The organism is Zeaxanthinibacter sp. PT1, from assembly GCF_028464225.1.
GTDB lineage: Bacteria > Bacteroidota > Bacteroidia > Flavobacteriales > Flavobacteriaceae > Zeaxanthinibacter.
Genome location: NZ_JAQPCN010000004.1, coordinates 41,768 through 64,383 on the forward strand (window position 1 = coordinate 41,768; position 22,616 = coordinate 64,383).

Annotated in this window: 22 protein-coding genes; 6 read left to right on the forward strand and 16 right to left on the reverse strand. The window is 44.8% G+C overall.

The annotated features are described in order from the left end of the window. Window positions 1–3: 3 nt before the first annotated feature. From PP178_RS11350 to PP178_RS11385, 8 genes are all read right to left on the reverse strand, one after another. Entirely contained in the window at window positions 4–1,404 is a 1,401-nt protein-coding gene (locus PP178_RS11350) for a tetratricopeptide repeat protein (protein WP_272594468.1), read from the reverse strand. Window positions 1,405–1,503: 99 nt separating this feature from the next. Continuing rightward, window positions 1,504–2,685 carry an aspartate aminotransferase family protein gene (locus PP178_RS11355; RefSeq protein WP_272594469.1) on the reverse strand — a complete coding sequence of 394 codons (1,182 nt, stop codon included), beginning with the start codon at window positions 2,683–2,685 and terminating at the stop codon, window positions 1,504–1,506. 3 nt (window positions 2,686–2,688) lie between these two features. Next, on the reverse strand, window positions 2,689–4,380 hold the full coding sequence (locus PP178_RS11360; RefSeq protein WP_430974729.1) for an OstA-like protein: 1,692 nt from the start codon (window positions 4,378–4,380) through the stop codon (window positions 2,689–2,691). A gap of 96 nt (window positions 4,381–4,476) precedes the next feature. Further along, entirely contained in the window at window positions 4,477–5,748 is a 1,272-nt protein-coding gene (locus PP178_RS11365; protein WP_272594471.1) for an adenylosuccinate synthase, read from the reverse strand. A gap of 13 nt (window positions 5,749–5,761) precedes the next feature. Next, on the reverse strand, window positions 5,762–6,214 hold the full coding sequence (locus PP178_RS11370; RefSeq protein WP_272594662.1) for a Fur family transcriptional regulator: 453 nt from the start codon (window positions 6,212–6,214) through the stop codon (window positions 5,762–5,764). Between the two features lie 42 nt (window positions 6,215–6,256). Further along, entirely contained in the window at window positions 6,257–8,464 is a 2,208-nt protein-coding gene (locus tag PP178_RS11375; protein ID WP_272594472.1) for a RelA/SpoT family protein, read from the reverse strand. Between the two features lie 41 nt (window positions 8,465–8,505). Next, the gene (locus tag PP178_RS11380; RefSeq protein WP_272594473.1) at window positions 8,506–9,738 is read right to left on the reverse strand and encodes a M48 family metallopeptidase; all 1,233 of its coding nucleotides are present in this window, start codon (window positions 9,736–9,738) and stop codon (window positions 8,506–8,508) included. A 24-nt stretch (window positions 9,739–9,762) separates the two neighbouring features. Beyond that, window positions 9,763–10,581, reverse strand: a complete 819-nt coding sequence (locus PP178_RS11385) for a TrmH family RNA methyltransferase (protein WP_272594474.1) — start codon at window positions 10,579–10,581, stop codon at window positions 9,763–9,765. 65 nt (window positions 10,582–10,646) lie between these two features. Here PP178_RS11385 and PP178_RS11390 point away from each other — a divergent pair, with 65 nt between their 5' ends. Beyond that, complete coding sequence (locus PP178_RS11390; RefSeq protein WP_272594475.1) at window positions 10,647–11,450, forward strand: DUF6503 family protein; 804 nt, start codon at window positions 10,647–10,649, stop codon at window positions 11,448–11,450. Between the two features lie 7 nt (window positions 11,451–11,457). On the opposite strand, the gene PP178_RS11395 is transcribed toward PP178_RS11390, so the two are convergent. Further along, window positions 11,458–12,525, reverse strand: a complete 1,068-nt coding sequence (locus PP178_RS11395; protein ID WP_272594476.1) for a DUF3810 domain-containing protein — start codon at window positions 12,523–12,525, stop codon at window positions 11,458–11,460. Window positions 12,526–12,596: 71 nt separating this feature from the next. Between PP178_RS11395 and PP178_RS11400 the strand changes: the two genes are divergently transcribed. Both PP178_RS11400 and PP178_RS11405 read left to right on the forward strand, forming a co-directional pair. Further along, a complete protein-coding gene (locus PP178_RS11400) occupies window positions 12,597–14,057 on the forward strand; it encodes an aminoacyl-histidine dipeptidase (protein ID WP_272594477.1) in 1,461 nt (486 codons plus the stop codon). Between the two features lie 110 nt (window positions 14,058–14,167). Next, the gene (locus PP178_RS11405) at window positions 14,168–14,629 is read left to right on the forward strand and encodes a CBS domain-containing protein (protein ID WP_272594478.1); all 462 of its coding nucleotides are present in this window, start codon (window positions 14,168–14,170) and stop codon (window positions 14,627–14,629) included. Window positions 14,630–14,726: 97 nt separating this feature from the next. Here the strand turns inward: PP178_RS11405 and PP178_RS11410 are convergent, their stop codons facing one another. The 4 genes from PP178_RS11410 to PP178_RS11425 form a co-directional block, all read right to left on the reverse strand. Beyond that, the gene (locus tag PP178_RS11410; protein ID WP_272594479.1) at window positions 14,727–15,923 is read right to left on the reverse strand and encodes a hypothetical protein; all 1,197 of its coding nucleotides are present in this window, start codon (window positions 15,921–15,923) and stop codon (window positions 14,727–14,729) included. Between the two features lie 160 nt (window positions 15,924–16,083). Then, window positions 16,084–17,193, reverse strand: coding sequence for a peptidylprolyl isomerase (locus tag PP178_RS11415; RefSeq protein WP_272594480.1), 1,110 nt, complete (start codon window positions 17,191–17,193; stop codon window positions 16,084–16,086). A gap of 14 nt (window positions 17,194–17,207) precedes the next feature. Next, window positions 17,208–17,756 carry a gliding motility-associated peptidyl-prolyl isomerase GldI gene (gene gldI / locus PP178_RS11420; protein WP_272594481.1) on the reverse strand — a complete coding sequence of 183 codons (549 nt, stop codon included), beginning with the start codon at window positions 17,754–17,756 and terminating at the stop codon, window positions 17,208–17,210. Beyond that, window positions 17,753–18,772: a DHH family phosphoesterase gene (locus PP178_RS11425; RefSeq protein ID WP_272594482.1), complete on the reverse strand. Its 1,020-nt coding sequence runs from the start codon at window positions 18,770–18,772 to the stop codon at window positions 17,753–17,755. The genes gldI and PP178_RS11425 overlap by 4 nt, the downstream gene beginning before the upstream one ends. 153 nt (window positions 18,773–18,925) lie before the next feature. Between PP178_RS11425 and PP178_RS11430 the strand changes: the two genes are divergently transcribed. Continuing rightward, window positions 18,926–19,345: a nucleoside-diphosphate kinase gene (locus tag PP178_RS11430; RefSeq protein ID WP_272594483.1), complete on the forward strand. Its 420-nt coding sequence runs from the start codon at window positions 18,926–18,928 to the stop codon at window positions 19,343–19,345. 57 nt (window positions 19,346–19,402) lie between these two features. Here PP178_RS11430 and PP178_RS11435 read toward each other — a convergent pair whose 3' ends face one another. From PP178_RS11435 to recF, 3 genes are read right to left on the reverse strand one after another with little or no spacing between them, the layout of a single operon-like run. Beyond that, on the reverse strand, window positions 19,403–19,705 hold the full coding sequence (locus tag PP178_RS11435) for a DUF721 domain-containing protein (RefSeq protein ID WP_430974721.1): 303 nt from the start codon (window positions 19,703–19,705) through the stop codon (window positions 19,403–19,405). Beyond that, entirely contained in the window at window positions 19,702–20,121 is a 420-nt protein-coding gene (locus PP178_RS11440) for a lipocalin family protein (protein WP_272594484.1), read from the reverse strand. The genes PP178_RS11435 and PP178_RS11440 overlap by 4 nt, the downstream gene beginning before the upstream one ends. Window position 20,122: 1 nt before the next feature. Then, window positions 20,123–21,202, reverse strand: coding sequence for a DNA replication/repair protein RecF (gene recF / locus PP178_RS11445; RefSeq protein WP_272594485.1), 1,080 nt, complete (start codon window positions 21,200–21,202; stop codon window positions 20,123–20,125). A 115-nt stretch (window positions 21,203–21,317) separates the two neighbouring features. Between recF and PP178_RS11450 the strand changes: the two genes are divergently transcribed. Together PP178_RS11450 and ribH are read left to right on the forward strand one after the other, a co-directional pair. Then, window positions 21,318–22,082, forward strand: coding sequence for a tetratricopeptide repeat protein (locus PP178_RS11450; protein WP_272594486.1), 765 nt, complete (start codon window positions 21,318–21,320; stop codon window positions 22,080–22,082). Further along, entirely contained in the window at window positions 22,082–22,564 is a 483-nt protein-coding gene (gene ribH / locus PP178_RS11455; protein ID WP_272594487.1) for a 6,7-dimethyl-8-ribityllumazine synthase, read from the forward strand. The genes PP178_RS11450 and ribH overlap by 1 nt, the downstream gene beginning before the upstream one ends. Window positions 22,565–22,616 lie beyond the last annotated feature (52 nt).

Consider the following 22,616-nt stretch of genomic DNA (forward strand, 5'->3'; position numbering starts at 1 on the left):
TTTTTATTCGGAAGCTTTCTTAATATCCGTAATTATGTTTTGCGCCCAATCTGAATGGAAAACGGCAGGGTATTCTCCCTGGAAAAAGGTGAGTTTGCTAATATCCTGTCGCAACGCTTTAATAAACAGTTTCCGCGCTTTAGCTGGTTGATCGGTCAACAATAAAACGCCGGCCAGCATATATTCTAATTCCGTGGCTTCCGGGAAGAACTCCAAACCTTGTTTCAGGATCTGAACCGCTGCTTCGGCTTCCTGGTTGTTCCTGACCACCCTGGACCATTGCATCCAGGTTTCTAATTCGTAGTTGCCAAGATCTACGGTCTGTTTAAAGGAAAAATCGGCTTCGTCAAGATTGCCCAGGGCAGCATGGATCTTTGCACATTTCTTCCAGTAGAGGGGATTCTCCTCATCAATATTGATCGCTTTATTGATGTAGTAGAGCGCCCTTTCATAATCGGCATGCCTGTAATAGTACTGGGTTATGGCCAACCATCCTTTATCCAGCAAAGGATCCTCGTGTACGGTTTTGTAATAATAGTATTTTGCCATATCCTCGTTGCCGAGTTTCTCATGGCATTTCCCGATACGCAGGTAGGCGTGTGAGGTGGGATCATCGATAGCGATGGTGGTTTCATAATTCTCAATGGCCTCCTCGTATTTACCCAGTTTTTCAAGGACCTTTCCTTTTTCAAAATAGGCACCGATAAATGTATCGTCAGAGATAACAGCAAAGTCGAAAGATGTCAATGCTTCCGGGTACATCCCCACGGTAAAATATTGTTTACCAAGTTGATGCCAGGCTACCTGGCAGTATGGGTTGCGCTCCAGGAAATTATTGAGGTATTGTATGGCTCCTTCGTAATCTTCCAGGAATTCAAAGCAATAGATAACGTTGTAGAGGGAGGAATAATCCTCTTCATCAAAGGCAACGCATTTCATGAAATTCACTTTAGCCTGCTGAAAATCGTCCATAAAGAGGTACTCCATCCCCAGGAGGGAATAGATATCAAAACTCTCTTCGGCCATTTCAAGCGCCTGGTGTAACAATAGCACGGCGGCTTCGTGGTTGTCCTTTTTGGAGTAGATGTTGGCACGTTGTATGTAGATCTCTTCGTTTCCGCTATCGAGCAGCTGAAGATCATCCAGGATACGTTCTGCTACATCCAGGTTGTTTTCAAAAACCAGTACTTCAACATCCAGTAAGCGCAATTCAATGGCATCCGGGTGTTGTTGTAGTCCTATTCTGATTGCTTTCTTTGCCAGCGATATCTTCCCGTTGTTCAAGTAATGATGAATTATGTCTTCAAAATCTTCAGCGTCAAAGAAATAGACGTCATCAGTTTTGAGCATGGATTCGAACTTGGCTATGGGCTTGCTGGGTTTTCCGTTGGAGTTGAACGCCATAGATACTAAGGTTGGTTATACTATGGAATTAAAAATAACATTTTTGATACCATGCATTTTCTAATCTTCCTGTTTATATTAACAATATTGTTAACAGCTTTATTGCTCGATATGCGTTAAAACTTGTAGGATGATATCGCACCCTTCTTCAATTTCTTCAATAGATATGGGCAATGGCGGCGATATCCGCACTGCCCTGGGCTCAAATAAAAGCCAAAATAACACCAGTCCCCGGCGAGCACATTCCAGGACCAGCTCATTGGCGATTTTTGGATTTTTGACCATAATCGCCAACATAAGACCTTTACCACGAATTTCCGAAATGAGTTTATGTTGAAGCTTTTCCCTGAAAATTTTCTCTTTTTCCATTGTCTCTGTAACGAGCTGCCCGGAAGTGATTTCGTTCAGAGTGGCCAGGGCTGCGGCTGCAATCACGGGATTACCCCCAAAGGTGGTGATATGTCCCAGCTTCGGTTTATCGCTAAGTAATTGCATCAGCGCATGAGAAGCTGTAAAAGCTCCTATCGGCAGACCTGATGCCATACCCTTACCAAGAACCAGGATATCAGGAATGCAGCGGTAATGTTCAAAAGCAAATAATTTACCTGTCCTGCCAAAACCGGGTTGTATCTCATCAAGGACCAGTAAAGCGCCTACTTCATCACAACGTTCCCGTACCTTCTCCAGGTAACCCGCTTCCGGTAAAATGAATCCGGCACCTCCCTGAATGGTCTCCAGAACTACGGCAGCCGTCTTTTCAGTGATCAGCGGCAGATCTTCTATTTTATTAAAAGTTATGTGTGATACCCCTGGAATCAATGGCCGGAACGGAGCCAGTCTTTCTTCGTAATCCATAAGGCTGAGACTGCCCATTGTATTACCGTGGTAGGCATTCCTGGCTGATATGATCTCTGTCCGTCCCGTAGCTCTTCTCGCCAGTTTTAAGGCCCCTTCCATAGCTTCCGTACCCGAATTAACCAGGTAAGTGGATTCTAATGGTTCCGGTAAGAGGGAGGCCAGTTTTTTGCTGTAGGCTACAGCCGGCTCTTGCACGTATTCCCCGTAGACCATGACATGCATGTATTTTTCTGTCTGCTCTTGAATGGCCTTTACCACCGCAGGGTGACAATGCCCGAGACTGCATGCAGAAACCCCAGCGACAAAATCCAGGTGTGCCTTACCATCCGTATCATATATATAACTTCCCTTCGCATGGGATATCTCAAGCGCAAGGGGATGAGGTGTGGTTTGAGCCTGGTATCTGAAAAAATCTTCTTTCATGATCTAAGGCTTTTTTTTGCCGGTTTTGGCACTGTCTGCGGGTATGACAGCTTTCTTATTGACCGTTGAGGCTGGATCTTCTTTTCCCGGGTTTTCTTCCAGGGGTGGCGCTTGTTCACCTTCAAGATCGATAGGGTGATCCACTCCACGAATTTTCACCAGTTCTATGCTGTTGTCATCTTCATCAAAAATATCATCCTTGCTGTAGATACGTTCATCACCTCTCCATATAAACCCTTTAAGTTTACGACTGTTTTCCGGCAGATCTTTGGGTGGGAAAATGTCCCCATCCGGGTTAGTGAAAAAGGTGATATCTTCTATATCGTTATTCGCCATGGTCATTCTAATGGCACTGCAGATGGTCTTGTTAATGCCCATGAGCTTATTATCGTCGTTGTACATATAATAAATGACCTCTGTATTCTTGACAAGGTCTACATAGTCCAACGAATTGTTCTTGAATTTTCCGAACAAATCCTTGCCTTTTGCCTGGTTAAAACCAACTTTCCCGATACTGTCTTGTGATATGATGAAGGCATTATTAATGACCTTGAGCGAATCCATTTTTTCTGTTTGCAGGTCTGATACCAGGTGAATACTGTCTCCTGTCATCTGGTTGTCCACGTTCCATAAAACCGGGTTTGTGATGAGTTGAGTTACCCCGGTTCTTTGATCAAAGTGAATAGAATCGCATTTTCCACTGAGGTCTGTCTTGTAAAATTTAGCATTCCTGAATGCCCGTAATATTCGTTCTTCAGGTTGGCCTGTGACCATGAGGGTATCTCCGTGCATGTAGAGCGAATCTTTCTCCACAAGGCTAATAGAGACGGCTCGCTTAGTGGCAAAAACGGAGTCTTTATCCTTGTAAACTTCTGCGTAATGAGCCCTGATCACTCCTTTGTTTATGGTATCCGTAACTTTGATATTATTGGTCGCCGATGCAAATTGAGCCAGTTTATTAAAGTAGACGCTGTCACCTTCTATGATACGGTTGTTGTAGTCTATACGGGTATTCTTGATGCCGTAACCGCTTTCTACCTTGGTGTCGTAAAAACCCCGTTCACAATAGATCTTGTAGGTGTCACCGGTAATTGTCGACGGGCCGTACATATACGCATTCTTAGAAGTGGTGTAGTAGTCCAGTTGCCTGGATTCCATCAGGTAATCGGGATTATTGATCTTCACGCTATCGAGGAACTGGTACTTTTTCTGTTCCATGTAATAGCGCCCGATCTTGCTCGTTAGGGTGTTTACGGAATCTACTACGGTCCCTGAGCTGCGGTAGAACGATTCCTGCTTTTCACGGTCAAAATACAAGGTGTCCGTGCGCAGGGTCATGGAAGCATTTCTGAGCACTACTTTCTCATAGGCCTTAGCCAGGCGGGTGTCCCCGTTATATTCAATTTTGCCACTGTTCATCTGAACAGAGTCGCCCTGCTTTAATACAATATTCCCTATGGCCCTCAGCCGGTTTTCTTTCTGGTAAAAAATGGCAATATCGCAGAAGAGATCGGCTCCCTGGTGTTCAAACTGTACTTGCCGGTCATCCTTACTGAAGATAGCGGCCCCGGGATATTTTACTTCATCTTTCGTAAAGTTGGCCCCGTAGACAATATTGATCTGCTGCCCTTCGGAAGCTTGTTCCTGGGCAGTCCCTAATAAGGGAAGCGTAAGTAGGCAAAAAAGAAATACCAGTTGCTTCAAACCGAAAATTTGGTCCAAAAGTAGGACATTTTAAAGGAGTTCACGATCCGAGATGGCTATTTAGGATTTTCTTGGGAAGTAACGGATTTACCGGTTGATGGTCTGGGTCCTGTCCGGTCCTACAGAAACTATAGCGATCGGTACTCCCACTTCTTTTTCCAGAAAATCTATATAGTCATTTAATGCTTTAGGCAATTGGGAGGCTTTGGTCATCTTGGTCAGATCTGCCTGCCAGCCCTCCATTTCCTTATACACCGGGGTGACATTCTCAGCTTCTATATTAAAGGGCAGGTGGTTGATTTCTTTTCCCTTATAATTGTAAGCCGTGCAAACCCTGATCTTTTCTATCCCACTGAGGACATCTGCCTTCATCATCATCAGTTGGGTTACCCCATTAACCTGTACCGCGTACTTCAGGGCTACCAGGTCTAGCCAGCCACAACGCCTGGGTCTCCCGGTGGTAGCGCCAAATTCGTTTCCAACCGTCGCAATAGTCTTCCCCGTCTCATCAAAGAGTTCTGTTGGGAAAGGGCCGCTACCAACCCGGGTGGTATAGGCCTTAAAAATACCAAATACTTCTCCGATGGCCGTTGGTGCAATCCCAAGACCGGTACAGGCCCCGGCAGCTGTAGTGTTGGAGGAAGTTACGAACGGGTATGTTCCAAAATCAATATCTAGCAAGGATCCCTGCGCGCCTTCAGCCAATATTTTCTTTCCCGAACGGAATGCCTGGTAGAGGTATTCCTCGCTGTCGATAAAACTGAGTTTCTTTAGCTCTTTAACCGCTGCAAAAAACTCGGCTTCCAGTTCTTTAAGGTTATATTGGATGTCCACATCATAAAAATGGATCATGGCTTCGTGCTTGTTGGCCAGGGCCCGGTATTTCTCTTTCCAGTCGTCCATTTCAAGGTCGCCTACACGCAGACCATTACGCCCGGTTTTGTCCATATACGTAGGACCGATTCCTTTAAGCGTGGAACCAATCTTAGCCTTACCCTTAGCTGCCTCTGATGCAGCATCGAGTAAACGATGTGTTGGCAAGATAAGGTGAGCTTTACGCGAAATGAGTAATTTGGAAACTATATCGATATTAAATTGCTCCAGGTTCTCCAGTTCTTTCCTGAAAATCACCGGGTCAATTACTACACCATTCCCGACAACGTTGATGGCATTTTTATGGAAAATCCCCGAAGGAATTGTATGTAGCACATGTTTAATACCGTCAAATTCAAGGGTGTGGCCGGCGTTAGGTCCTCCCTGGAACCGTGCTATGATATCGTAATCCGTGGTAAGTACGTCAACAATCTTTCCCTTTCCTTCGTCTCCCCATTGAAGACCTAATAGCAAATCTACTGCCATAAATAATAGCTGGTTATTTTGTTTCTTTTTCGTCTTTATTACGAGTACCGTAGAAATAAAGTGAGTGATTATTGATCTTGATATCAAAGACCTCTTCGATGGTTTTCTTGATCGATTGGATCCTCGGATCACAGAATTCCACAACCTCTCCCGTATCGGTCAGGATGACGTGATCGTGCTGTCGATCAAAATACGATTTTTCGTATTGAGCCTGGTTCTTTCCAAACTGGTGCTTACGGACCAGTTTACATTCCAACAGCAATTCTATGGTATTGTATAAGGTGGCACGGCTAACCCGGTAGTTCTTGTTTTTCATATTGATATAGAGTGATTCTATATCAAAATGCTCATCACTTTCATAGATTTCCTGGAGGATCGCATAGCGTTCCGGGGTCTTCCGGTGCCCGTTTTCCTCTAAGAAAGCGGTGAAAACATTCTTAACAATTTCCTGGTTTTTGTTATCCATGGTACCGTCTACAGTATCGAGGTGCAAATGTAGGGTTTAAAATTAAATTCTGAAGACTTTATCAATTCCATTGATCCCTTTCAGATGGTCTATCAGCTTCTTGAGAATATTCTTGTTCTTGACCACTACGGTGATTCTTCCGGTAAAGGTTCCGCCGTCCGTGCTGAAGTTCAGGTTACGCATATTCACATGCATGTTATCCGAGATAATTTCAGTGATCTCGTTCATCAAACCAAGGTTGTCAATACCTGTCATTTTAATTTCGGCAGTGAATTCTTCCTGGGTAGAATCGATCCACTTGGCGCTGATGATTCGATAGGCGTAATTAGACTGCAGGGAAATGGCATTAGGGCAATTTTTCTTGTGAACCTTGATGCCTTCATTAACACTGACAAACCCGAAGACATCATCCCCCGGAATTGGCTTACAGCACTGTGAAAGCGTGTAATTAAGTCTTTCTTCTTCCTTTCCGAATACGAGCAGGTCGTATTTGGTCGTGATCTCATCTTTATCAACATCAACCGGGGCCGTAGGTTTCCGGATCTTGTTTTTAAAGAAACTGATAAAGGCGTTATTATAAGAGGAAGCAAAATCCTTGATCTTCTGGTTGTCTATTGCGCCAATTGCAACCCTGTAAAAGAGATCCAGGCTTGTTTTCAGCTTAAAGAAGACCACCATTTTATTAATGACTTCTTCTGATAGGTTAATTTTCTGGGACTTCAGTTTTCGTCTCAGAATCTCCTTTCCTTCCATGGCCACTTCTTTCTTCTCTTCTCTCAGGACAGAGCGAATTTTGGACCTTGCCCGTGCCGTGGTCGCGTAGTTGAGCCAGTTCTGGTTGGGTTGAGCGTGTTCTGATGTAATGATGTCTACCTGGTCGCCACTATTGAGCTCTGTATTCAATGGTACCAGCTTACCATTCACCTTAGCTCCACGGGTCCTCATTCCCACTTCGGTGTGTATATGGAAGGCAAAATCTAAAGGGGTAGCTCCCTTTGGGAGTGATTTAAGATCTCCCTTGGGTGTAAATACGAAGATTTCCTTAGAATACAGGTTGAGTTTGAATTCTTCAACAAAATCAACGGCACTGCCGTTAGAATTTTCAAGGGCGTCTTGTAAACGGTTTAACCAAACTTCTATACCCTGTTCTTTCTGGGCACCATGCTTGTACTTAAAATGGGCTGCATACCCTTTTTCAGCAATCTCATGCATCCGTTCACTCCTGATCTGTACTTCTACCCATTTGCCTTGAGGGCCCATGACCGTAATGTGTAAGGCCTCATAGCCCGTAGACTTCGGAGAAGAGATCCAGTCTCTTAACCGGATAGGGTTGGGGGTAAAGTGATCTGTAACAACGGAATAGATCTTCCAGGCAAGGAACTTCTCATTCTGTCGGTCCGACTTATAGATAATTCGAATGGCAAACTTATCGTAGATCTCGTCAAAAGCTACGTTCTGGGCTACCATCTTTTTCCGGATAGAGTAAATTGACTTGGTTCGTCCCTTGATGACATAGTTAAGTCCTTCTTTATCCAGAGAATTGTGAATGATGGCCGAGAAATCATCAATATACTTCTGTTGTTCCTCCTTCGTCTCCTCGATTTTACCCAGTATGTCCTTGTAAACTTCGGGTTCGGTATATTTAAGGCTCAGGTCTTCGAGCTCTGTTTTAATATTATAGAGCCCGATCCTATGGGCGACAGGGGCATAAATGTAAAGGGTCTCTGACGCTATCTGCACCTGTTTATGCTCCGGCATGGCGTCCATAGTGAGCAAGTTATGGTAGCGGTCCGCGATCTTAATGATAATTACCCGAACATCATCATTCAGGGTCAGCAGCATTTTCCGGAAATTCTCTGCCTGCTGCGAGATGTTCATGTCCTTATTCAAGTGGGCGATCTTGGTCAGTCCGTCCACGATCCTCGCAATGGTTTCCCCAAACATACGTTCAATATCGTCCAGGGTATATTCTGTATCTTCAACTACGTCATGGAGCAATGCGGCTGCGATAGAGACAGCATCGAGACCGATTTCAGAAGCGACGATCTTAGCTACGGCAATAGGGTGAAATATATATGCTTCACCAGATTTGCGTCTTTGGTTCTTGTGGGCGTCAACTGCAATGTCAAAGGCAGAGCGTATCAGTTGCTTGTCCTCCTTGCTCAGGGTCTGGTAACTGATGCGCAGTAATTCCTTATACTGTTTAGCAATCTCCTTGTTCTCTTTTTCTATAGCAGCTTCCGTCCTCATAAAATAAAAATACCACAATCTTTAATTGTAACCAACAAAAATCATGCCCTAAGCTCCCTGATCCTGTCCTTCAGCGGGGGATGGGAATAGTGTACAAAAACGTAAGTTTTATGGGGTGTCAGGTTACTCAGGTTATTCTTAGATAATTTTTTAAGAGAACTGATAAGTGGTTCAGCCTTGTAAGTACTCCTGGCATAATGGTCTGCCTCGTATTCAAATTTCCTCGAGATATAATTCATCAACAATCCGGTGCATTCAGATACCGGGCTGTAAAGTAACCCGAACCCGACCAGGGCAGCATGGAAGCTGGGTTGGGAAACCCCTATGGCGAGGGAGAATTCCGGGTTGTTGATAAAGAGCGATAAGAGGAAGAGGGTGAGCCCGGTAGTCAGTATCGCTGCTGCCAGGTTAACCAGGATATGGTTTTTCTTATAATGACCAACTTCATGGGCCAGTACTGCGACAATTTCTTCTTCCTCCAGGTCATCGACCAGGGTGTCAAACAAGGTAACCCGCTTTTCTTTCCCGAAGCCGGAGAAGTAAGCGTTAGCCTTGGTAGACCTTTTAGAACCGTCAATGATGAATATGTTTTTTAATTCAAAACCTACCGTAGCGGCATAAGCTTCAATTTTATCTCTAAGTGATCCGTTCTCCAGGGGAGTTTGCTTGTTGAACAAAGGAACGATCAATTTGCTGTAGAATAAGTTCATGAATACGGTAAAGACAGCAATAAGTAGCCAGGCATATACCCAGAACCATGATCCGCTTAACTGGTACAACAAGATGACCGCAGACAGGATACCCCCTCCGATAAGGGCCATAAGTACCCAGCCCTTCAACTTGTCGATGACAAACAGTCTGGGCGTGGTTTTATTAAATCCGAAACGTTCTTCGATGACAAAGGTGTGGTAATAAGAAAATGGCAGCGTTAGCAGGTCCGTACCGATAAAAATCAGCCCGAAGAACAATAGGGCCATAGGGATGGGACTTTCCGTAATGCTCCTGACCCATTGGTCTATGATCTCAAATCCTCCGAAAAACAGGACGGCAAGGGTCAGTAGTAAAGAAAAAGTAGAAGTGACCAGTCCAAACCGATAGTTACTATGCTTGTAGGACTGTGATTTAGCGTATTGTTCCTCTTCATACACATCGGAGAGCGAAGGCGGGATGGCATCTTTAAAATGACGGGCATTCAGGAAATTCAGCCAGGATTCCCATAAAAATTGCAGGATAAGCAGGCTGATAATAATTAAGAATAAGGTTTGGTGATTCATAACGGTGCTTGAGGTTAATGAAGATTATCCTTTTCGGAATCCCCTTTGCCGCATTGATTCAAATATAAGTATTGCGGCTGATACGGAAACATTCATAGAGTCGATCGCTCCCTGCATCGGAATGATGATATTTTCATCTGCATTGTTCAGCCATTCATCACTGAGGCCATCTGCCTCTGTGCCGACAACTATGGCACCTCCCAGGCTAAGATCCATTTCATGGTAAGGCTTGGAAGCACTTAAGGCAGCACACCAAATTTTCAGTTTCTGCTGTTTTAAAAATGCAATGATCTCTTCGGTGCTTCCCGTTGCTATGGGGACACTGAAAAGGCAACCAACACTGGAACGGATGATATTGGGATTGTAGAGATCTGTCCTGGGGTTGGCGATCAGTACTGCGTCCAGGGCTGCGGCATCCGCCGTGCGAAGCAATGCTCCTATATTACCAGGTTTCTCCGGTGCTTCAGCTACGAGAACTAATGGTTGATCGCGCTTAAAAGCTAAACTATCGAGATGATGTTTTCCGGAATGCATTATCGCTATTACTCCTTCCGTGCCACCACGGTATGCGATTTTACGGTAAATTTGTAAAGAGACATGGACAAGGTGTTCCGGAATACCCTGTTTTTGTAGGAGTCTGTCCCTGCTTTCCGGATCTAATAATTCCGGGCATAATATGAGCGTCTCCGCCCGGTACCCGGCACCCAGGGCCAGTTCTAGTTCACGGCTTCCTTCAAGGACGAAAAGACCGATTTTACGCCGTTCTCTTGATTTATCCTGGAGGGCTGTGATTTGCTTGACTATAGGATTTTGAAGACTACTTACTTCTGTGATTCTGATCATAAAAACAAAAGTAATGTAAAGCGTAAACATGTCAGAACATTAACGACTAACCTTAAAATTATACTATGAAGCTGTTGTTCCCTTTATTGATATTGGCGCTACTCGGTACCGCATGCAAGGAAGTTAAAGACAATTCAAAAGATAAGAAGGATACACCAACTGATACTACCGCCATCGTAGAAAGCAGCTATCCTGATGCCCTGGGCCAGGTGTTTGACGCACACGGGGGTCTCGATATCTGGAAGCTTCAACGTACCTTAAAATTTACGCTGCCTAAGAATAACACGGAAGAAGTCCATACTATTGACTTGTACTCGAGGAAAGACAGGATTGATGCAACGGATTACAGTATGGGCTTTGACGGTGAAGACGTATGGCTGCATGACCCCATGAATAAGTACGAGGGAGACCCGGTCTTTTATCACAACCTGATGTTTTATTTTTACGCCATGCCGTTTGTCCTCGCTGATGACGGGATACAATATCAAAATGCCGAACCACTCCAATTTCAGGGAACTTCATATCAGGGATTCCGGATACAATACGAGCCCGGGGTAGGGGTGAGTCCGGAAGATGAATATTATTTGTACTATGACCCCAAAACTATGCGGATGGAATGGCTGGGATATACGGTGACCTACGGAAAAGACGGCCCTTCAGATGATGTTCACTGGATTCGCTATAACGATTGGCAGCTGATTAACGGGGTGTATCTCCCTGCTTCCATTTCGTGGTACAATTACGAGGATGGGAGACCGACGGATATGAGAAAGCAGGTAATTTTTAAGAATGTCAACCTCAGGTCATCTCCCGTGGAACCGTCTTTCTTCAAAAAGCCTGAAGGGGCGGAGATCGCTATCCAGGAATAAATTAAAATCAATGCACTTCCTTACGTTGATAGGCTATAATCAGGGAAACCACCCTGTTATAACTTAAAATCCCATCCTTCTGCTTGTTAGCATGGAGGTAAGAATTGAAAATGGCCTTAAAAACAGGCTCGGTCGGATTTTCATAGGATCTCCAGAACTCATCCATCTCCTCGTAATTTTTTTGTACCCCGGGATTAAGATCCTGGTATAGAGTCCTGGACAAGTCCGGGTCTGTACGTCGCAATTGCGCTAGGCAGTAGCCAAGGGCGTAAGCATTAGCGGCATATGTAAGGTATGGGTCATTATTATGAAGTGTGACCAGGTACCCTATGAAATTAGTTTCGTTCTCTGCCGAGTAGCCCAGTTGGTGGCCTATCTCATGACCATATACTATAGCAGCCCTGAAAGCGGGCAGCAAACGGTTCACCTGGCCTTCATTGGTAAAGGGGTTCAGGTAGCCGCCATACCCCATATAACTAAGCATCCTGCTGTAGAGGGATGTCTTTATGCTGGCAGGGGTGTAGTGGGCAAAATCCATTTCCTTGGCCAGGTCTTGGTACCCCTGTAGGGTCAGCTGCCTGATCTCATTTTTGGTGTATGGAATATGAACCCTTTGAAGGCTGTCCCCGCTAAGCGTGAGTTGTTGTTGATTGGTATGAGCAATAAGTTCGCGAGTATATGCGATAACCTCCTCCTTAGTCACCATATCTTTTAATTCTAGCCTTTCAGCTAATGGGACACGGTGGTAATTGAGCCCCCACAATAAGTGAAAACTGAAATAGGCAATAGAAAGCACAAGGAAAACATCTCTGGTAAGACCCGTTAAATTATAGCGGATTTCATGCCTGTTCCTGATGAGGTAGCCTATAGCTAGCAGTCCGATGGCGGTGTAAAGAAAGTCACCCACAGAAAAAGGAACCCAACCATAGAGCGTCCTCAAGGCAGAAGAGATGTAAGGGTATATTCCAAGGCTGTAATACTCCTCAATCCATCCCGGTTTACTATGCAGATATCGTACGATAAGGACCTGGGGAATAAGAGAGAGAGCGATATAATTTTTCAACTTGTTTTTCACGGCTTTAAATTTAACCATTTCAGTACCACAGTCTTGATTCTATCAGTAATTTTGCGATTAAATTGTTTACTATGAATGAAAATATAGCAGTCCTGGAGCCCGCAGGAGTATGGAAGAATTTTGTGAAATTGAACGAAGTACCCCGCCCATCAAAAAAAGAGGAACGGGTGATTGCATTTATGATGGAGTTTGGCAGGTCTCTTAACCTGGAAACCATTAAAGACAGTATAGGTAACGTTATTATTCGTAAGCCGGCTACCGCCGGAATGGAAGACCGGCCTATGGTCACCTTGCAGTCGCACCTGGATATGGTTCACCAGAAAAACGCGGATACCAGTTTTGACTTTGATAAGGAAGGTATACGGATGAAAGTGGCCGGGGAATGGGTGAAAGCCGAAGGAACCACACTTGGTGCTGATAATGGGATGGGAGTTGCCGCAATTATGGCGTTGTTAGAGAGCACTGATATTCCGCACCCCCCGCTTGAAGCTTTATTTACTATTGACGAAGAGACGGGCATGACAGGTGCAAAAGGATTGGAAAAAGGCACCCTTGAGGGAGAAATTTTGCTGAACCTGGACACGGAAGAAGATGATGAGATTGATATAGGATGCGCAGGGGGAGTGGATATTACTGCCCAACGCGATTATATGGAGGAGGAGCTGACCGATGATCACGAGATCTATCAGCTCGTGGTCCGTGGTTTACAGGGTGGTCATAGCGGTATGGACATCGACAAGGGATTGGGGAATGCCAATAAAATTATGAACAGGCTGCTGGCAGGATTGACGGAAAACCTGGAAATACGGATCAACAGCATTCACGGTGGAGGTCTCAGGAATGCCATCCCGAGAGAAAGTAAAGCGATTATCGCGGTACCGGCTGTAAAGACCGATCAGCTGGAGTCCCGATTAGAACTCATTTCGTCAGAAATCACGGCCGAGCTTACCCTTACCGAACCAGGCCTGAAGATGGAGAGTTCTAAGGTTCCCGGCCCTGTACTGGTAATGGACCGGGAATCACAGGAAAAACTTCTGAAGATGATCTCTGCAGCCCATAACGGGGTGTATACCATGAGTGCAGCCTTTGATGGGCTGGTGGAAAGCTCGAACAACATAGCACGGATTACATTGAGCGAGGGGAAACTGGAAATAGGATGTCTGACGCGATCATCCGTAGAATCTGTGAAGATGGTGTTGGCAGACAGCCTGAAGTCAGTTTTTGAATTAGGAGGGTGTGAAGTGAGTTTTAGCGGGGAGTATCCCGGCTGGACGCCTGACCCTGAATCTAAAATACTTAAAGTCCTGGAGGAGCGCTATACAGCCCTGTTCGAAGAGCAACCACGGGTAGTTGCATGCCATGCAGGCTTAGAATGTGGGATCATTGGAAATACTTTCCCGGAATTGGATATGATAAGCTTTGGCCCGACTATACGAGGAGCACATTCCCCGGATGAAAGGGTTCATATTGGCAGCGTAAAAAAATTCTGGACGTTTCTTCTCGATATTTTACGGCATATCCCCAAAAAATAAGGATTCCTGCTCCCGGTATACCCCTTTATGAATGCCTTTCGATTTAATGTCAAATATTGAATAAAGTCTCTGGAATTCAGTATATTTAATAGACAACAAATCACGGTATTATGGGTATAAAGAGTTTTATGGGGCGAAGACAGCCCTTGCAAGAAGCGGATGTTCCCTTAAAGGTTAGTGATTATATGACGCGCAAGCTGATTACATTTAACCCTGAACAATCCGTAGAAGAAGTTATACAGAAGCTGATCAGGTATAAAATTTCCGGGGGACCGGTGGTCAATGATAAGAATGAGCTGGTGGGTATCATCTCTGAAGGTGATTGTATCAAACACATCAGTGAAAGTAGGTATTACAATATGCCACTGGAAAATAACAAGGTTTCACAGCACATGGTGAAAGATGTTGAGACCATTGATGGAAACATGAATATCTTTGATGCGGCCAAGAAGTTCCTGGAGACCAAGAGAAGGCGCTTTCCAATTTTGGAAGATGGAAAACTGGCAGGCCAGATATCACAGAAGGATATCCTTAAGGCTACTGTAAAGCTGAAATCGCAGAACTGGAAATAACTTTTCCTAATTAAAATAAAAACCCGGGTGTATATCCCGGGTTTTTTAATGGCCTTAGTGTGGATTTCAATACTACTACAGCAGCTGAATTCTGTTATTAGCTCCTAGGCTTTTTATCACCCTGGTGTCCGTTTCCATTACTGTTCCCGTTGTTTCCCTGTTGGTGACCATTTCCATTATGGTTCCCGTTGTTTCCATCACGGTGTCCATTCCCAATCTTATCATCATCGTCCTCATCATCGTCGTCATCGTCTTCATCGTCTTCATCGTCTTCATCGTCATCGTCTTCATCATCATCATCGTCCTCATCATTCTCATCGTCCTCGTCATCGTCCTCGTCATCATCGTCATCATCATTCTCTCCATCGTCTTCGTCGTTCTCATCATCATCATCATTGTCCTCGTCAGAGTTGTCCTCGTTTTGTTCTTCTTGCTCTTCTTCCTCTGTATCCTGCTCTTCTTCGCCGTTATCGTTATCGTTTTCTTCCCCGTCGTTCTCGGTTTCCTCACCCTCATTACCTGTGGGCTCTTCTTCCGTTGTCTCCTCTTCGGTGGATGGTGGAGTGTAGGTTGAGGTGCCTTGCAAACAGCTAACCCTCAGGTTGTCAATTGCCCCCTTATTATTCATCTCGATCTCCATCCTGACTACCCCCGGCATGGCTCCCAGGTTTACATATTGTTTGGCATTATCATTGGCGAAAGGTATAATCACTTCCTGCACCAGTTGTTCCTGTTCATCGTAAAGTGAGACTCGTGCCGGTATTGCATTGGCATCTTCTTTGTTGAGATCCAACATGTCAAAACCGTATACTGTGGCCGATCCCTCCCCGTAATTTTTAAAACTGAAGACAAACTTGGTGCCCTCTGCAGTGCTCACAAGGGGTTCTGTGGGGGTAGAATATTCAGAAATAACCAGGACCGTTCCCAAAGGGATATCATTACTGGGTTCCTCGCCCTGTTCAGACTTACCGGGGCCTCCATACAGCTGGTTGGGAGTGCCCAGGTCTTCGTTACCGGGGTTCGGCAGGGAGGAATCAAAACTGAGGCAGCTGTTATGGCCCGGTGTACCAGGGTTAAAAGCGCTTACAGTTATTTCACCTTCACATCCATCTTTCCCGATGGCAGAGACACTGTGTCCCCCACTGAGGTCATTAAAATCAAAGGTGATAATATTGACAGTCTTAGTAGGGTCGGCCTGTGCTTTGATTTCAAGAATATCTTCCAGGGAATCGTCTGTACATGAGAAGAATAACAGGGAAATAAAGGCCAGGGGGAAAAATTTATATGTGCGCATGGAGTGAGTCGATTTGATGCCCGAATATAACCATGTAGTCCAGGTTTTATGAATCCCTTAACGTCTATTTTTGATCGCATAAGTAGGGATATTTCCAGGACTGCGCTCCATTAAAAAACCCCCTTAAAAGGGGGTTCGTATATTCTTATTCTGCCTGTACTTATTCTGCGGCTTTTAAGATCTCTATATCAAAGACCAGTTCTGCATTGGGCGGGATGGGTCCGCCACCTTGTGCACCATAGCCAAGGTGTGGGGGTATAAACAGCCGCACTTTATCGCCGATCTTCATGGAGAGCAGCCCTTCCTTAAACCCGGCTACCAGCCTGGAATCGGGGCTATAGTCCATAGGGACAGGACTGAGGTTGCCGCGGTGCATTTGGTTGATCTTTTCAAATTGCCCGAATTTTCGTGCGATTTCTGCCTCGCTGGTATCAAACAAAGTTCCGTCTGTCAGCCACCCGGCGTAATCCACTAATACCTGTTTGCCTATTGCCGGTTTTTCACCACTGCCTTCTTCAAGGCGTAAGATTTTTAGACCGGAAGGCAGGGAATCAGCTTTCGCTCTTTGTTCTGCAGTCGTCGCGATAAAATCTGTTCTTACCTTCTCTGCAGCGGCCAATTTTGCCTCTTCTTCTGCGAAATAATCAGACATGACTTTTACGGCATCAAAATTTTTGGCTGCCTTACCGTTACGAATGATTTCTACCTTGTTCATCACCACGTCTTTCACCGGTTTATCCTTATCGCCTGTTTTAACCTGTGCTATGGTATCAACGACGCCCATACCTTCTACTACTTCTCCGAAAACGGTATGCCTGCCATCTAGCCAAGGCGTCTCCTTATGGGTTATGAAGAACTGGCTGCCATTGGTACCGGGACCGGCATTGGCCATGGATAGGATGCCTGCTTTATTGTGCGATAGGGAGTCGTGTATTTCGTTCTTGAACTTGTAGCCGGGATTACCGTTACCGCTGGCAGTAGGATCCCCGGTTTGTATCATAAAATCTTTGATCACCCTGTGGAAGGTCACCCCGTCATAGTACTTCTTCTCTTTGTATTCGTCACTGACGAAAGGATTAGTGCCTTCAGCCAGGGAAATAAAGTTAGCCACCGTCACCGGTGTCTTGTCGTATTCCAGCCTGATGATAATATCACCTTCGCTGGTCTCAATGTCGGCAAAGATACCGTCACCCAGGTCTGCGTGTTGGCTGGATTTACAACTCGAAAGGATAGCGGTAAATAGAAATAAGAAATAAATAGCGTTTTTCATGGATTGCAATTAATTTATATACTGTCGTTTTGTTTCTCGATGTCTAAAATGGTCAATTGTACTTTTAAAGGAACATTGGGACCAATCTTATTTTTATCCCCGATATACCCGTAGCCCTGGGAGGAAGGGTAGAGGAAGATAGCACTTTCCCCTTGTTTCAGAAGCTTCACACTATGTCTTAACCCGGGGAATAATTCCTGTCTGTCTACCCGGTATAATACGGTGCCCACTTCATCATGGGCATAGAGGGTGTCGTTATCCAGGGTCATCATATCATAGGTTAAGTAGACCAGGTCATCCGGTTTTGGCAGGTAATCGTCCTGCTCATTCTTAACCAGGTAACGATACCACGAACCACTGGCGCTGGATAGGTAGGTGTTAAGGCTGTCATCAGCAATGATCGCCCGGATACGGGCTTCCTCCTGGGACAATAGGTCTTTATTCCGTTCAACCGAGGTTTTCAGAAAACTCCCGGATTTAACCTTAACGGGTTTCCTGGGTTCAGCTTCCCCGCAACTCATTAACATGCAGATCGCCAGCCCGGTAAGCAGGTATATTCTCATGGGTTCAAATCCTTTTTATGTTTCTCGAGAAGTGATTCAAAATAGGCCACTGTATCTTCCATCGATCTTTCGCTACGACCCCCTGCAGCATTTTTATGCCCACCTCCATTAAAATAGGTCCTGGCAAAATCATTCACTGAAAATTCACCGGCTGAACGAAAGGATATCTTGATGATTCCTTCTTCCTTATTCTCTATGAAGATCACGGCAAATTTAATTCCTTCAAGGGTTAAACCGTAATTTACGAACCCTTCGGTGTCTCCTTTTTTGTATTGATACTGATCTAACTCTGCCTGGGATAAAGTGATGTAAGCTGTGCTCACCTCTGCTTTAATGACCATATTCTTAAGCGCGCAGCCCAGTAAATGTAACCTGGCTGGAGTATTGGTATCAAAAATATTGCTGTGTATATCAGAGTTCTGGGCTCCCTTGTCTATCAGGTCTGCCGCAATCCTGTGGGTATCACTGCTGGTTGAAGGGAATTTGAAAGAGCCCGTGTCGGTGACAATCCCTGCGTAAAGACAATTAGCGATATCCGCATCGATGATCTCTGTAGAACCGACAGCCTCGATAAAACGGTAGACCATTTCACAAGTAGAACTCATCCCGGTATCGGAATAGGTTACTTTTGCATAATCCGAGGGAGCCTGGTGATGATCTATCATGACCATCGGGACCTTTAGCTGTTTTAAAGATGTTTCCATATGTGGGCCAACCCTGCCGAGATCATTGAAATCCAGGGTGAATACCAGGGCCGCCTTGTCCAGCAGACCCTGTGCTAATTCTGTCTGCTTATCAAATATGATTACATCATCGTTCCCCGGCATCCATTTCAGGAATTTGGGATAATCGTTGGGGGCAACGACCTTGGCGTCATGCCCTAATTTTCTTAGAAAATGATATAATCCCAGGCAGGAGCCGATAGCGTCACCGTCCGGATTTTTATGTGGAATTATTACGGCCTGTTGAGGCTCTGATAGCAGGGCTCTTACCGTATTTACCTCGTGTGGATTCATTCGCCCAAATATACAATTTAATGCGAAAGAGGGAAGGAGCATCCACATTAATTGAACCGGAATACACCTTGCCGGGCTGCTCAGTAATTCCTTGACCCATAAATGTTGCGGGTTGCGATCAGAAAGCTTATTTTTGCGCAAAATTTTAAGAAAATGACAGGAAACAGAACCTTTACCATGATTAAGCCTGATGCGGTCGAAAATGGTCATATAGGAGCAATTTTGGAAAAAATAACCTCTGCCGGCTTTAAGATCGTGGCTATGAAGTACACGCAACTGAGTTTGAGGGATGCCCAGGAATTTTACGCTATCCACAAAGAGCGACCATTCTTTGGTGAACTGGTAGAATTTATGACCAGGGGGCCTATAGTATCTGCAATTCTTGAAAAAGAGAACGCGGTAGAAGATTTCAGGGCTTTGATCGGTGCTACTAATCCAAAAGAAGCAGCAGAAGGTACAATCCGAAAATTATTCGCTAAAGATATTGGTGAAAATGCGGTACACGGTTCAGATAGTGATGAGAATGCACAAATAGAAGGAGCATTTCATTTCTCCGGTAGGGAAATCTACTAGGTATAAGTCTGTTCTAATTTTGATAAGACAGTTAACCGGGGCTATGCCCCGGTTTTTTTATCTCAGCACAATCTTTTTAATGAGGTCTTGCCCGATAGCTTCATTGAGCATCTGGACAATTTTACTTTTCCCAAGACTGAGTTCTTCCCGGAGTACTGAGGAACTGAGCGAGACAAAAAGCGTATCATTTCGGAATACAACGCCTGTAGTGTAATTATTCACACCGGGACCCATGGTATCTTTCCACGCCTCCTCGGCATTAATGCGATTTATTCCTCCCTGAAGCTTGTTGTCTTTGATGAAATCTTTCAATATTCCACCCAGGGACTGATCTTTATCCTTGTCTTTCTTCATCTTCATTTTTGGATGTTAATGGGTTCGTATCGCTTGTAACGGTAGATCACTTGTTCGTCATTGATCACTTCTAAATCTGAAGCCTCCAATTGCAGAATGCGCTCAGACCATTCGTTGTCCGCTTCCCGGTAGTTGATATAGAACACACCTTCTTTCTCACTTATTGAAATCTTGACGGCATCATCAGATGTTGTGTAGGTCCCGCTTAGCGATGGCTGAACTTTTTTGCGGTAACCCTCCCGGCCTTGTAGAGAGATGTAATCTACTGTGGTGCTGGCCTTGTACTCCCTGGACTGGCCGTCAGGCATTTCTACTTCGGCAATTTCCCAGTACCCATCCAGGTGTTGTAAGTCCTCACTTTTAACATCATGACCACAACCACTTAAGGTGAAAATAAGAGTTAATAGGAGCAGTTTTTTCATATTACAAGGTAAATATTTTATAAGATTGATGGATGGATTTAACGATTTCTTCCGTTCGTTCCCGATGGGTATCACTGAGGAAAATCTGCCCAAAATTATCGTCTTCAACCAGGGTGATAATATGTTTTACCCGGTTTTCATCCAATTTGTCAAAAATATCATCCAGCAATAGCACCGGGGTTGTTGCTGCATGTGCTTTAATAAAATGGAATTGGGCGAATTTCAAAGCGATCAGGAAAGTTTTTTGCTGACCCTGGCTGCCAAATTTCTTTATAGGGTGCTCGTCGATGGTAAATTTAAGGTCGTCCTTATGTGTTCCTACACTGGTGTATTGCAATGCCCGGTCTTTCTCCAGGTTATTTTTCAGTAAGCTTCCCAGTTCCTCCTCGTGTAATTTACTGTCATACTCCAGGCCGATAACTTCGTGTCCACCAGAAATCACCTTGTATTGTTCTCTAAAAGTGTCTATGAATTCTGAAATGAACTGTTTTCTCCGTTCAAAGATCAGCGAACCGTAATGGGATAGCTGCTCGTTATACACTTCCAGGGTTGCAGGGTCGAACCGGTGATTTACCGCGAAATACTTTAAAAGGGAATTTCGTTGCATAAGCACCTTATTATAGTGAATAAGGGCCTGCAGGTAATCTTTATCTGATTGTGCGATCACACCGTCGATGAACTTACGCCTGGTCTCGCTTCCTTCAATAATAAGGTCCCGGTCTGCCGGAGAGATCATGACAAGCGGCAGTAAGCCTATATGGTCAGAAAACCGCTCATATGCCTTACCATTGCGTTTTATGACCTTTTTACTGCCTTTTTTAAGACTGCAAACGATCCGCTCTTCCCGTTCTTCTTTCTGGAATACCCCTTCAATCATAAAAAAATCCTCACCATGCCTGATATTCTGGCTAGAGATGGGGTTAAAGTAGCTTTTTCCGAAACAGAGATGGTATACAGCGTCTAATACGTTCGTCTTTCCAACGCCGTTAGCACCCACGAAAGCGTTGATTTTTGAATCGAATTCAAATTCCCCGCTGTCAAAATTTTTATAATTAACGAGCGAGATCTTTTTTAAAAACATGGTGGGTTTTGGAGAATTTAATTAAATAGGGGCTGCAAATTATCGAAAAATAACGAATTAATAGGGTTGAGGTTTTGATAAAAACTTTATTTTTGCGCGACCAATAACTAGAACCATGGCAACATATAAGAAGCGCGGCTTTAAGCCAAAGAATAAAGCCGAAGAACAACAACAATCAGTTGATAACAGTACTACCGCCGAGGTTTTCAGTACCCTGGATGAGAGTGCGTCCAGGTCTGAACAGTGGGTTTACAAGAATCAGAACTATATCCTGGGGGTGATCGGCGTTATCGCGATCGGAGTATTGGGATACCTTGCCTATAACCAGTTTGTCCTCGCTCCACGCGAAGCTACCGCGGCCAACGAGATGTATTATCCGCAACAGTATTTTGACCAGGCGCTGAACAGTGCAGAAAAAGACAGCCTTTACCTCCTGGCCCTGAACGGTGCAGAGGGTAAATATGGCTTCCTGGATATCATCGATGAGTACAGCGGTACCAAGGCAGCTAACCTTGCGAATTATTCAGCGGGGATGGCTTACCTGAACATGCAGAAATACCAGGAGGCTATTGATCATCTTGAAGACTTTTCTTCAGACGATGCTATCCTGGGTGCCCTAGCTAAAGGAGGAATTGGTGATGCATTTATGCAATTAGAGCAACCGGAAGAGGCACTTTCTTATTACGAGAAGGCTTTTAATCATAATGAGAACGAGTATACCACTCCGAAATTTCTACACAAGGCGGGGATTACTGCGCTCGAACTTGGGGAAGCCAGCAAGGCAGCCGAGTATTTTGAGCGCATTAAGGAAGAGTACCCTAATGCCGTAGAAGCTGGTTCTATTGATGTATTTCTTGGAATGGCTAAAAGTGGTAACTAATGGCCACCGTTAACAAGAACCTTTCTGATTACGATAAAACATCCCTGCCGGATGCAGCTTCACTCCGAATAGGAGTTGTGGTTTCCGAATGGAATACAGAGATTACCGAGAGTCTGTTTGAAGGGGCACAGGCAGCCCTGGAAGAGGCCGGTCTATTGGAGACCAATCTCTTACGGTGGAATGTCCCCGGTAGTTTTGAACTCGTTTTTGGCTGTAAGCGTATGCTGGAAAAGCACGCGCCCGACGCCGTTATCGCGATCGGTTCCGTAATTCGTGGTGAAACCGCGCATTTTGAATACGTATGCAGTGCTGTGGCACAAGGCATTAAAGATCTTAATGTCCGATATAATATTCCCGTGATCTTCTGCGTCCTGACCGATGACAACCTTCAGCAGGCACAGGACAGGAGCGGGGGTAAGCACGGTAATAAGGGGACAGAGGCTGCTGTTGTTGCGTTAAAAATGGCCGTTCTGGGGAACTGATCCTCACGATTCTTCTAAAACTTCGATATTTAAGGGCTTCCGACGTTTTGCT